7 protein-coding genes and 2 pseudogenes are annotated in these 13,071 nt (G+C 34.5%); 4 read left to right on the forward strand and 5 right to left on the reverse strand.

Annotated elements, in window-relative coordinates:
• Window positions 1-307: 307 nt before the first annotated feature.
• Both J4P91_RS09455 and J4P91_RS09460 read right to left on the reverse strand, forming a co-directional pair.
• Window positions 308-949 (reverse strand): response regulator, encoded by a 642-nt coding sequence (locus tag J4P91_RS09455; protein ID WP_207993833.1) that lies wholly within the window; start codon window positions 947-949, stop codon window positions 308-310.
• A gap of 1 nt (window position 950) precedes the next feature.
• A pseudogene (locus J4P91_RS09460) lies at window positions 951-2,783 on the reverse strand (GAF domain-containing sensor histidine kinase).
• A gap of 473 nt (window positions 2,784-3,256) precedes the next feature.
• Between J4P91_RS09460 and gerKA the strand changes: the two are divergent.
• From gerKA to J4P91_RS09475, 3 genes and pseudogenes are all read left to right on the forward strand, one after another.
• Window positions 3,257-4,765, forward strand: coding sequence for a spore germination protein GerKA (gerKA, locus tag J4P91_RS09465; protein ID WP_207993835.1), 1,509 nt, complete (start codon window positions 3,257-3,259; stop codon window positions 4,763-4,765).
• Window positions 4,746-5,849, forward strand: a pseudogene (locus J4P91_RS09470) (GerAB/ArcD/ProY family transporter). Before gerKA ends, J4P91_RS09470 begins: the two are co-directional and overlap by 20 nt.
• Window positions 5,834-6,958 carry a Ger(x)C family spore germination protein gene (locus J4P91_RS09475; protein ID WP_207993836.1) on the forward strand — a complete coding sequence of 375 codons (1,125 nt, stop codon included), beginning with the start codon at window positions 5,834-5,836 and terminating at the stop codon, window positions 6,956-6,958. Before J4P91_RS09470 ends, J4P91_RS09475 begins: the two are co-directional and overlap by 16 nt.
• Before the next feature lie 37 nt (window positions 6,959-6,995).
• On the opposite strand, the gene treC is transcribed toward J4P91_RS09475, so the two are convergent.
• The 3 genes from treC to treR all read right to left on the reverse strand — a co-directional run bounded on the left by treC (window position 6,996) and on the right by treR (window position 10,957).
• Window positions 6,996-8,657 (reverse strand): alpha,alpha-phosphotrehalase, encoded by a 1,662-nt coding sequence (treC, locus tag J4P91_RS09480; protein ID WP_207993837.1) that lies wholly within the window; start codon window positions 8,655-8,657, stop codon window positions 6,996-6,998.
• A gap of 13 nt (window positions 8,658-8,670) precedes the next feature.
• The gene (gene treP / locus J4P91_RS09485) at window positions 8,671-10,098 is read right to left on the reverse strand and encodes a PTS system trehalose-specific EIIBC component (protein WP_207993840.1); all 1,428 of its coding nucleotides are present in this window, start codon (window positions 10,096-10,098) and stop codon (window positions 8,671-8,673) included.
• A 148-nt stretch (window positions 10,099-10,246) separates the two neighbouring features.
• On the reverse strand, window positions 10,247-10,957 hold the full coding sequence (gene treR, locus J4P91_RS09490) for a trehalose operon repressor (RefSeq protein WP_207993842.1): 711 nt from the start codon (window positions 10,955-10,957) through the stop codon (window positions 10,247-10,249).
• Window positions 10,958-11,582: 625 nt separating this feature from the next.
• Between treR and J4P91_RS09495 the strand changes: the two genes are divergently transcribed.
• On the forward strand, window positions 11,583-13,001 hold the full coding sequence (locus tag J4P91_RS09495) for an amino acid permease (RefSeq protein ID WP_207993844.1): 1,419 nt from the start codon (window positions 11,583-11,585) through the stop codon (window positions 12,999-13,001).
• Window positions 13,002-13,071: the final 70 nt, after the last annotated feature.

Below are 13,071 nucleotides of genomic sequence, written 5' to 3' on the forward strand. Positions count from 1 at the left end.
TGAATCTTTATTTCATATGATTGAGAATATCCAGCACTGCTACCATCCGCTTATTTCCAATCTTTTTCTATAAAAGCCCCCTATAATTTATTTTCAGTAACAGATTTTCATAAAATGAATTATTAATAGGATTAAACTATAATTCTATTTTTATTATTCCACATTTTGATTTTTCTGAAAATTAAACAAAAGGAGTAATTTTTGTTCTAATGATTCTACACCTAAATAGTACAAAAGAACTATCTTGCTCTTTATTCCCTATAATATAGAATAAAGAAACATGATAGTTCTTTTAGACATCTCTTATTTAGTCCAGCGGAACCAGCTGATTTCGAACAGCATAAATTACCGCTTGCGAACGACTTTTTACATTCAGTTTTTTAAAAATTTTATTGATGTGAATTTTAACTGTCTTGTCACTAATATATAGAGCTTCAGCAATTTCTTTATTACTAAGCCCCTTGACCAATTCAAAGAGAATTTCCTTTTCACGCTCTGTCAGTTCATTTTCGTTTGGTTCTAATTTCATTTGTTGCTGATGATACGTAATTAGTTTTTTAGTCATGCGCGGATGAATAACTGAATCTCCTTGATATAACATTCGAATTGCTGCCACTACTTGCTCTGATGATGAATCCTTCAATAAATAGCCATCAGCACCTGCCTGAAGCGCATCCATTAAATACTCATCATGCTCATACATAGTAAAAGCAAGCACCCGGCAAGTTGGATACTGTTTTTTCACTAGTGCCGTAGCTTCAATTCCATTTTTTCCTGGAATATTGATATCCATCAAGATACAATCTGGACTGCATTCCTCAACTTTCTCTAATACCTCGTCCCCAGAGACCGCTTCTCCAACTACTCTTATATCAGATTCAACCTCTAATATGCTGCGAATTGCGTCTCGTAAAAAAGCATGATCATCCACTACTAATATTTTAATCATTTTACGCACCCCTTGTTTGTGAATCTGGAATTAACAATGTAATTTCTGTCCCTTTCCCTACAGAACTATCAATTTGTAAAGTAGCCCCCAGCTGTTCAGCTTGTTCATTCATATGTAATATACCATAATGTGGTTCACACTTCGTTTTCACCATAGACTCAAATAGAGAAAAACCCACTCCATTATCTTTCACCTTTAAAAGTACGTGTTCCCGCTGATAACTTAACAGAACATCAACCTTTTCCGCTTGTGCATGTTTAACAATGTTCTGTAAACTCTCTTGGAATGTATCAAAAATGACTCTTTCTTTAGAAAAACTGAGTGTACGAGAATGACCTCTTTCATGGTATCTAATATCTAGTTCATATTCTTGTTTTATAGATTTTATCTTACTTGCTATCGCTTGCTTGAGTCCTAATTGCTGCGTTGGGTACGGCTTTAAGGCATAAATAGAATAGCGAACTTCCCCTAAGCTTCCCCTTAATTTCCTAATACTTTTCTCCACTACTTGCTGCATCTCAATTGGTTTATCACGATATTTTTTCTGGGCGGATTCTAGTTGAAATATCACTCCAGCTAACGCTTGCGCAATACCATCATGAATTTCGCGAGCAATTCTATTTCTTTCTTCTAAAATCATCCTTTTTTCTTGTTCGGAAATCAATATTCTCGTTTTAACTATATTAGCTAATTGATTAGAAAAAGTTTCTAATAACTGCACATCTTCTGGAAAAAAGCCAAAATTTCTACTTTTTCCTGCAACAAACATCCCAATCAACTCATTATTTACAATGAGAGGAAAATAAACAAGGGAGCGTATAACATCCTCAAACACACCATCTCCCGGTGCTGTACCAACTTTTCAATTATTAAACACTACATTTTTAGATATCTCCTCAAACTTTTTGGCATCATCAGAATAATCAGACATACATTCTTTCAACTTTCCATCCTTTAACTGAATATTCCATTCTCCCTCGTCTTTTGTCCATAATACATATGCTTGTATTCCTAAAAATCCTTTAAGTGATTTTTTTATATGTTGTAGATTTCCACTAGATAATCCACGGCTTAATTCTGTCGTAATGAGAAAAAATTCATATAATCTTTCTTTTTCCATCCGTATTCTTGCAGAAAATGAACTAATAATTGAGATTGCTACAAGTGGAAAGAAGAAGAAAAAAACTACAATTTCATTCATCTCTAAACGATATTGCGTACCTAATATATGTATAAGTGCAGCATAGAATAAACAAAAACTTTCGCAAAGAAATACTGATATGTTTTTTTGATTCCACCGACGTACCGAATATGGCTGAGGAAGAAGTACTATTAATAAATCATAGAAAAGGTTGTTGAAAAAACAAAAAAATATGCTAAACAATAGCAAAAATATTAATTTCTCATATAAAACTGTCACATTCATTCCGCTAATCAACCACAGCATACAATTGCTAGAAAACCATTCTGCTAGTATAAGGCTAAGAGCATGCTGAGTACTATTAAAAAGCATCCTTTCTACCGGCGAACGGCGAAGCAGATGAATAATTAACGTAACAAATACAAGAGAGAGTACAGTTATATGCGTTTCAAACAACAAAAGCATCGAATAAATAATTGGAAAGCTGAGTGAGCTGACTCCCCTCCAAAATCGCACAGGAAAGTACTCAGTAATCCCCATAAAAAGTAATAACAATACTAATATTGTTGGATGAGAAGGGATTTTAATTTCAAGTAAAGATATAGTTATAATAATCAAACCAAAAAAAGAAACAAAATAAAGATAAAAACTAGCAAATTTTTCTCTCATAGAAATAGAATCTACATCTTTCAAAACAGTCCCTTCTTTCTTTGTAAAAATATATTTTCTTTATTATCCAACAAAAAACCGGCACTGGCAAAATGGAAAAACTTCCACTAGCCAATCACCGGCTGTGTACTATACCTAAAAAGGCAAGACACAATATTAGTATAAATTGCTTTTCATCTATTTCCTATTCATCAAATGATGTAATTGTACATACCATTGGACGTAATCTTTATAGTACAAAAGATATATATTAACATCGTTAATCTAGTATAGATATAATTTGCTTGTAAATTTATATCTAAATTCAAAGCAAGAAACTGTTGATGTTATACATCATCCCCATAAAACCCTTAATACCAATAGACAAATACTATCTATACACATTGTATTTCCAATTGTTTGCGATTCTACAGATTCCCACCAACAAATATAAGCATAAATTTTTCATAATAAGCAAAAATTAACAACATGATTTTATTCTATAAGAGGTGGAAATTATGACACAAGTAAAACAAAACGCTAAGCAATCTGGAAATAAAGAAAAGCATATGTTTCCATCCCTTGCAGAAAATATCAACTACCTTAAAAACAAACTATTTCATTCCGATGATTTAAAAAAACTTGAACTTCCTTTTCAAAATAAAAAAGGCACTCTATTATATATTGAATCTTTAGCAGATCCTAATTTAATTCATCAATTTGCCCTCGAACCTTTATTAACACGAACTGAATTATCACTTAATGAAGCCTTTTCTACATTAAACATGAAAAGCGAAACAAACTTACTGTATGGAATACAACTTTTATTACAAGGAAAATCCTTGTATTTTCACGAAAAGGCACAGAGTTTTTGCATTTTCGAAACAGCATTATCTCTAAAAAGAGATATAAAAGAACCTGATAACGAAGGAATTGTCCGCGGACCACATACTGGTTTTGTAGAAGATTTAGCTACTAATTTAACTTCCATTCGCAAGCTCATTAAAAATCCAAATTTAGTGGTGAAATATTTTACTCTTGGAGAAGAAATGAACACGAAAGTTGCTATCGTCTATATGCAAGATTTAGCGAACGATGAACTTGTAACAGAGGTAAAAAGAAGATTACAAACTATTAAAACTGATTCATTAATGCCACCAGGATATATACAGGAATTTATTGAAGATACATCTTTTTCACCATTTCCACAACAGCTAAACACAGAGCGTCCAGATCGGACAGTAGCGAATCTTATGGAAGGTAGAGTTGCTATTTTAGCAGATGGAGATCCAACAGCTCTTATTGTTCCTGTAACATTATTTGCTTTCTATCAATCACCAGACGATTATAACAATCGCTGGATTGTTGGCTCTTTCATTCGACTGCTTCGCATTGTAAGTTTTTTAATCGCTTTTCTCTTACCTGCTTTTTATATCGCAACCGTTGCTTTTCATCCTGACGTTTTACCGCTCGAATTAGTTTATACGATTAAATCTTCATTAGAGCTTGTACCGTTTCCTCCTATCATTGAAGCTTTATTACTGGAGTTAATCTTTGAACTATTACGGGAAGCTGGGATTCGTTTACCAAGCCGTGTTGGCCAAACGATCGGTATTGTAGGCGGTTTAGTAATTGGCGATGCCATTGTAAAAGCGGGGCTTGTTTCTTATACGATGACGATTGTAGTTGCTTTAACAGCGATTTCATCATTTCTCGTTCCATCAAATGATATGAGTTCTGCTGTTCGTATACTTCGATTTCCATTAATGATTTTAGCTGCCCTATTCGGCTATGTTGGTATTTCATTTGGGCTAATTATTACATTTGTTCATTTATGTCAACTTCATTCGTTTCATACACCATATCTTTCTCCAATCGCTCCAATGCGAATAAAAGATATGAAAGATGCGTTTGTAAGGCTCCCGATTTGGTCTTTTAGGAACCGCCCTCATGATCCAAAACCTAAAAAAATGTTAAGGCAGCCAATCAATAGAGAGGATGATAGGGATGATCAGCAATCAAAGTAAAATTACACTTGGGCAACTTACCGTTTTTATTATTCAATGTCAAATTGGTGTAGGTATCCTCTCTCTTCCCAATCGCCTTCACTCTATTTCAAAAGGTGGTGGATGGATTTCCACACTAATAGCAGGACTTGTCATTCAAATCATTATTTTGCTCATGTGGTTATTAATGAAACGATTTCCGGGAGCTACACTCTATGAAATTGTTTCAAAGATGTTCGGAAACGTATTTGGAAAAATACTTGGTGTTTCTTATATTTTCTACTTTATGCTTATTGGTATGACAATTACGTTAAATGCTTGCAGCGTCATTAAAATATAGATTTTACAAGCAACTCCTTGGTCTATTGTTCTCATATTATTTACGGTCGCTTGTTCATTTGTAGCTTATAACACGTTCAAAGTCATTGTACGATTTTACGTTATGATATCTATCCTTATTGTTCCAATGGCTTTTTTAATTGGGCTCGGTCTTATCAATGCTGAATTTTCATATATTTTCCCAATTACAGAAGCAGGTTGGTGGAACATTATTCGAGCATCGAAAGAAACGATAACTGCGATGTATGGGTTTGAAATTATGCTCATCGCCTATCCGTTTGCACACGGAAGCCCTACAGCAAGGTTAAAAGCTATTTCAGTTGCCAATGGATTTGTAACGATATTCTATACGTTTATAGTATGGATTTGCTTTATTGCCTTTAGCCCAAGGCAAATTGAGTTAATCCCTCAACCAGTCGTCTATTTATTAAGATCTCTTCATCTCGGTATTATAGATCGTGCGGATCTCATTTTCATTCCTATATGGATGACCACTGTTGTAGCATCTATTGCCAGCTATTTCTGTGCATCATCAACTGGAATAGGATATATTTTCAAACTAGAGAAGCATCAAAAAGCTGTTCCCATTATAGGTCTTATTACTTTTGGCATCGCCTGTTTTTTGAATACTCCTGAAGAACTAGAAAAGATTGCCAAATTCTCAGATCACACCACCTATATTTTCATTGACATTCTTCCTTTCTTATTTTTACTTTACGCCCTACTGCGAAATAAACAAGGAGAAGAAACATGCTACAAAGAATAATAAATTTATGTATCATGATATGTACTGTACTATTTCTTTCCGGATGTTGGGATCAAGAACCATTAAGAGACGCGCACCTAGCATATAGTATTGCATATGACGCAATATCTGAAAATCGGTTAATGCAAACCGTCGAACTTATCAAAAGCTCAGGTGGAGAACAATCCTCTGTTTTAAATGAAATTCACTCAGCGACCGGTCATACTGCACGAGATACGAGTGATTCATTAAGAAAAAATGTAACAGGTAATACTCGTTATTTTAAATATAACGTACAGTTAACAGGAAAAGCTCTTGAAAAAAAGGGAATATTCCCACTACTAGATGTCGGTCTCCGTGATCCCGGTAATCCAACTGCACCTGTAAAACTCATTTCAGTAGATGGTAAAGCCTCTAAAGTTCTTGAGAAGAAAAAAGCAGGAAATTTATTAATAGGTGAATTTTTAAAGAAAAAAGTACGAAGTTTAGAAGACATGAGTGTTTTTCCAAACGAAACATTAGAAGGAGTATTTCGCAAAATAGCAGACCCTGGAGAAGATTTTACTCTTCCTTCTATAAAAGTAAAAGGGAAAGAAATCATTGCAAATGGCCTAGCATTATTTCACAATGATAAATTAACAGGACACCTTCCTCTTAATCAATCGGTACTTTTCGTATTGCTATCTGAAGAAATGGGGAAAAATGCTCGCATAACACAGAAACTGTCAGGAAAAGATTCATCCAAACCAGCTAATTATGTCACCATTGAAGTAAATAAGCAAAAGGTAAAAAGAAAAATAAAAGTGACAACAGACAAAAAGGGAAATATTCATGTAAATATTAAACTTCAATTACGAGTCATTGTCGTCGAATATCCGAGAGATCATTTGCATAAAGCAAAAGAGCGTAAAAAATTAAATAAACAATTATCCGAACAGCTTACAAAAGAATCAAAAAAGATTATTAAAACTTTCCAAAAAGCTCATTGTGATGCCTTTGGTGTTGGACGACATCTTATCGCCTATCATCCAGATTTATGGAAGAAAAAGAACTGGAAAAAAGATTATCAAAAGGTAAAGTTTACTCCTGAAGTAGAAGTCAAAATGTTATATGGCGGCGTTTTAAATTAATAAAAGGTTGTATGCTCATAACATACAACCTCTCCAATTATTTAGTAAATCGATACACAATGGATTCATACGGTCTAAGTGTAAGGTTTCTAATATCTTCACCTGAATCATGATAGTTTGAGAGTAATATTTCTTGCTTCATTCCATTTATTTTAACTTCTTCTGGTACAGAATAAGTTATTGCTTTCTCATAAAAATTATTCACAACAAGTAGTACTTCATTATTTAACGTTCGTGTATACACCCAAATCTTTTGGTGATTCATATCTATGATTTCATATTTACCATCTGTAATTACATCATATTTTTTTCTAAGGTCAATTAATTTTTTATAGTGGTAAAAAACAGACTCTTTATCTTTTAGCGCTTTTTCTACATTAACCTCTTTATAATTCTCTGCAACTGAAATCCAAGGTGTACTTGTTGTAAAGCCAGCATTCGCTTCTCCATCCCACTGCATAGGAGTGCGCGAATTATCACGAGATTTTTGCTGCAAAATACCAATTATTTCTTCGTTTGACATTCCTTCTTCTTGTTTTATTTTATAAATATTTAAAGATTCTACATCACGATACAAATCAATATTACCGAATTCTGGATTCGTCATGCCAATTTCTTCACCTTGATAAATATAAGGTGTTCCTTGCAACATATGCATCGCCGTTGCTAGCGTTTTTGCAGATTCATTTCGATACCGCTTATCATCACCAAAGCGAGATACAATGCGCGGTTGATCATGGTTACACCAGAACAGAGCATTCCATCCCCCGCCTTCTTGCATCTCAATTTGCCACTTCGACATGATTTCTTTTAGTTTCACAAAATCAAAATCGGCTTTTGTCCACTTGTCACCATTTGGATAATCTACTTTTAAATGATGAAAGCTAAATGTCATACTTAATTCCTTACGCTCTGGATTCGAATACTTAATACAATTATCAATTGTTGTAGATGACATTTCTCCAACCGTGATTACATCTTTTCCTTCAAATACTTCACTGTTCATCTCTTGTAAATATTCATGAACACGCGGTCCATCTGTATAGTATTTACGCCCATCGCTTGTCGCTGCAATTCCTTCATCATTTAAAAATCTTTGATCTTTAGAAATTAAGTTAATTACATCAAGCCTAAATCCTTTAACCCCTTTTTCAAGCCAAAAGCGCATCATTTTGTATACTTCTTCTCGAAGTTTTTCATTTTCCCAATTTAAATCAGCTTGGGTTTTATCAAATAGATGCAAATAATATTGCCCCGTTTTCTCATCATATTCCCAAGCGGAGCCACCAAACTTAGACTGCCAATTATTCTTTTCATCACGCCAAATATAAAAATCACGATACGGGCTGTTTTTATCATGGCGCGCTTCCTGAAACCACTTATGCTCCGTCGAACTATGGTTCACAACAATATCAAGCATAATATCAATTTCACGTTTCTTTGCTTCTGCTAGTAATTCTTCAAATTCCTCCATCGTTCCATAAGACGGATCTATAGAATAATAATCGCTGACATCATACCCATTATCATTTTGCGGTGAACGATAGATTGGCGTAAGCCAAATATAATCAACACCAAGTTCTTGTAAATAGTCTAATTTCTCTGTTACACCTTTTATATCGCCTGTCTCTTTATTATAATAGCTATTAAAGCTTTTCGGATAAATTTGATAGACAACACTTTTATGCCAATCTTTCATGCTAAAATGCCTCCTACTTCTGTTTTACTCGTCTTGCAAATAACCACGTTAACACAAACGGTACTACTACTGCGATTATCATCCCAACCACAAACATTGGAATCGATTTTGGAATGATAGAAATAAATGCTGGTAACCCGCCAATTCCAATTGCCGGAGCTAATACACCGTTTAACGTAATAAATACTGCTGCAAATGCCGATCCCGTAATAGCTGCATAAAACGGAAATTTATTTCTTAAATTCACACCGAACATCGCTGGCTCGGTAATACCGAAGTATGCTGAAATCGCTGATGTTGACGCCATACTTTTATCATTTTGATTTTTTGAAATCCAAAACATTGCTAGTGCTGCGCTACCTTGTGCGAGATTAGAAAGTGCAATCATCGGCCAAATGAATGTACCGCCATTTTGCGCGATTAACTGTAAATCAATCGCAATAAACATATGATGCATACCTGTAATTACGAGTGGTGCATATAACGCGCCAAATAATAATGCTCCAAGTGCAGGAACTGTTTCGTATACACCAACTAGACCAGCTGTTAATAAATCACCAATATGACGTGTAACTGGACCAATAACTCCTAACGCTAATACACCAGTTACAACAATTGTGGTAATCGGAACAACTAATAATTGAATCGCATTTGGTACACGTTGCTTAAGGAAAATTTCCACTTTACTTAATACAAATGCTGCTACTAAAATCGGTAAAATCTGTCCTTGATATCCTACTTTTTCAATTTGGAACAGCCCTAAAATATCAAAGTATTCAATCTTTTGTCCATCTAGACCTGCTGCTGCTTTCCCGTAATTCCATGCATTTAATAAATCAGGATGTACAAGCATTAACCCCATCACAATACCAAGTATCGGACTGCCACCAAAACGCTTCGTTGCTGACCAACCAACAAGTGCTGGTAAGAATACGAATGCTGTATTGGCCATCATATTAATTAAATCCCAAAGTCCGCCTAAGTTTGGATATACTTCTAATAGATTTTTCCCTTCAAAAAATAAGTCCTTTGCTCCTAATAAATTATTAATTCCCATCAATAAACCAGCTGTAACAATTGCTGGTAAAATCGGCATAAATACATCAGAAAATATTTTGACAAACTTTTGCATTGGATTTAATCTCTGATTCCCTGAGTCCTTTACATCCGCTACTGTCGATTCTTTCATACCTGCGAGCGTTATCAATTCTGTATATACACGATCCACATCTCCTGGACCAATAACAATTTGAAATACGCCAGCGTTATGAAACGCTCCTTTTACTAAGGAAACCGCTTGCAGTTTATCGCTATCTATTTTACTTTCATCCTTTAGAGCGATGCGAAGTCTTGTTACACAGTGCGCTGCTTGTTCAATATTATCTTTACCACCAATATATTGCAGCACTTCTTCTGCTGTTTTACGATAGTCTTTCCCCATATCCCGTCCCTCTTTTCTTTTTTTGATACCGTTTACAATTACATATTAACTCGTATGTATAAGTTAGTCAATACTCGTATATACGAGTTGGTGAATTTTTTTATCAAAATACACAAAAAGAGATGAAACATGGCACTGTTTCATCTCTTTATTTTCTCCGCGCCACATCAGAAAAATGAAAAATATCCAAACGGTGACGTGATTCTGTATATTCAAATTGACTACCATCATAAAGATGCGTAAAGTTTTTTACAACAACAACATAATCTGTTCCATTCAAATCTAAATACTTACGATCATAATCTGTACCTGGTTGTACCTCGATAACACGCTGTGAATAACTAATATGTAATCCTAATTCTTTCTCAATGTATTTATAAATCGATTTCTCAGCAATTTCTTTTGTTAATCCAGGAATATATTCAGATACAAAATAGTTTACATCTAAAATTACATTTTCCCCATCAATATTTCGAACACGTTTAATATGATCTATCTTCGTTTTCGTCTTTACATTTAATAATTTAGCTATTTCTTTCGTTGCTGACAATTGCTCCATCTCTACGACATTTGTTATACAGTGGCGCCCTAATCGTTCGTTTTCCTCTTGAAAACTCACAATACCTCCAAAATTAAATTCAATGTTTTTTCGTTTTAAAACAAAAACACCTTTACCGTGAATTTTTTGCACGTATCCACGTTCCTGCAATAAATCTACAGCTTTTCTTACCGTCCCACGGCTCGCTTCATACTGCTTCATCAATTCTGTTTCAGATGGAATTTTACACCCCTCTTTTAACTTACGATTATCAATTGAATCACTTATCTCCATATAAATCTGTTCATACTTACTCATCATTTTGAATAACCCCTTGTCACCTTCTTTTTCTACTTGTATTATAGCATGACAAAAAATCATGCCAATCTCTCATCTAAAGAAGGGAGGAATATAAAACCATTTTGATTTTCCAACATATAAATCACGGCTATGGAAACGAAGGCAGACCTCCACTTGTTGTCTCCTTATGTTTTTATATAGCATGGGGCTGAAAAAGGATCTGACCGCTTCTATGCATGGTCGGATGCTCTCTCCCACCTAAAAAGAAAGGGCTTTATACCCTTTTTAAAATACACATAAATATTTAGTCACCAATACGAATTTTTATAAATTTTTTCATATTTCTCTTTTCATTCTAAAAAACATGTAGTATACTAACTTCAAAATCAGAGGAGAAAGGGAGCAAAGAACTATGCTTACGAATACAACTGTAGTTACATTTGCACAAAAACATCATCATCATACGTAAACCCTTGAAACCTAGCGGAAAAAATTACGCGTAGGTACAAGGGTTATTCCCGTTGTACCTACGTTAGGCAAAGAGCCATGTAGGTATTTTTTATCTACATGGCTCTTTTTTATTTTAAAAAAACGCTAGTAAGAAAATGATGCATGAAGAAAACTACTACAAAGGAGTTATACAATTATGGAAACGAAAAAATGGGGTTTATGGATTTTAACAGCATTTGTTGTTGGAAATATGGTTGGTGGCGGTGTATTTATGCTTCCGGCAAATTTAGCACACGTATCAGGGCCAATGGGATCTACACTTGCCTGGAGTATTACAGGACTTGGTGTATTTATGATTGCACTTGTATTCGGGAATCTTGCAGTGCGTAAACCGGAGTTAAAAGCTGGTCCACAAAGTTATGCCCAAGCAATGTTTACTTCTCAAAAAGCAGGTAAAGTTGCTGGATATAGTATGGCATGGGGATACTGGGCTGCAAACTGGGCTGCTACTGCTTCTGTTATTATTTCATTTGCAGGATACCTATCTACATTCTTCCCAGTTTTACAAAGTAAGCAAGTTCTTTTTTCACTAAATGGATTTTCATTAGAACTTGGAAAAGGATTAACATTTGCTGTATGTAGCATCATGCTATGGGGCATTCAATATATTCTTTCTCAAAATATTGATCGTGCAGGTAACATGAACCTACTTGCAACGATCGCAAAGATTATCGGATTTACAATGTTCATCGTCATTACATTATTTATTTTTAACGCTTCTAATTTTGGTGATGGTCAAACATTTATGAATGAAGCTGGAAAATCGATTCCATTAGGAGGACAGATAAATGCTGCTGCCATTGCAACTCTTTGGGCATTTATAGGAATTGAATCAGCAGTTATGTTGTCTAATCGCGCAAAATCACAGCGTGATGTAAAAAAAGCAACGATTTTCGGATTAATTATTGCACTTATTATTTACATGGCAATTACTCTACTCACAATGGGTGCTCTTCCGCAAGATGCTTTAAAAGAATCTCAAAAACCATTGGTGGATGCATTAAACCTAGCAATTGGTAATAAAGGTGCTTACATCATGGCACTGCTTGCACTTGTATCTTTATTTGGATCTACTGTAGGTTGGATTGTAGTTAGTTCAGAGGTTCCATATCAAGCAGCAAAAAATGGACTTTTCCCAAAATTCTTTGGAAAGACCAATCAAAAAGGAAGTCCTTCAAAATCGTTGTTTGTTACTAATGTTATGACTCAAATTTTCTTATTTTCAACAATATCTGGAACTGTCTCAGAAGCGTATAATTTCGCAATTGTTGTCGCGACGTTAGCTTATTTAATTCCATATCTTGTTTCTACCCTATACCAATTAAAGCTTGTTATAACAGGAGAAACATACGATATAACACCAGGCTCTCGAGTAAAAGATGGAATCATTACCTTACTTGCACTCCTATACTCTATTTGGGTAATTAAAACTGGAACAGCCGACTTAAAAACATTTTTCTTAGGAATCGGATTATTTGTATTAGGGCTTATCCTCTATCCAATTTTGATGAAGAATTCATCTACTCCCGTTTCAGAACAACCAAATAAAAAATAAGCTAATACAAAAGAAGCTGCCAGCACCATCCAAATACAATAAATGGTTCGCTCGCAGCTTCTTTTTTCTA

It is taken from the genome of Bacillus sp. XF8, from assembly GCF_017498755.1.
GTDB lineage: Bacteria > Bacillota > Bacilli > Bacillales > Bacillaceae_G > Bacillus_A > Bacillus_A bingmayongensis.

What these genes read in the sequence shown, in the direction of transcription:
- J4P91_RS09455 (WP_207993833.1), bottom strand. Translation starts at nt 949, where the DNA reads ATGATTAAAATATTAGTAGTGGATGATCATGCTTTTTTACGAGACGCA.
- gerKA (WP_207993835.1), top strand. Translation starts at nt 3,257, where the DNA reads ATGACACAAGTAAAACAAAACGCTAAGCAATCTGGAAATAAAGAAAAG.
- J4P91_RS09475 (WP_207993836.1), top strand. Translation starts at nt 5,834, where the DNA reads ATGCTACAAAGAATAATAAATTTATGTATCATGATATGTACTGTACTA.
- treC (WP_207993837.1), bottom strand. Translation starts at nt 8,657, where the DNA reads ATGAAAGATTGGCATAAAAGTGTTGTCTATCAAATTTATCCGAAAAGC.
- treP (WP_207993840.1), bottom strand. Translation starts at nt 10,098, where the DNA reads ATGGGGAAAGACTATCGTAAAACAGCAGAAGAAGTGCTGCAATATATT.
- treR (WP_207993842.1), bottom strand. Translation starts at nt 10,957, where the DNA reads ATGATGAGTAAGTATGAACAGATTTATATGGAGATAAGTGATTCAATT.
- J4P91_RS09495 (WP_207993844.1), top strand. Translation starts at nt 11,583, where the DNA reads ATGGAAACGAAAAAATGGGGTTTATGGATTTTAACAGCATTTGTTGTT.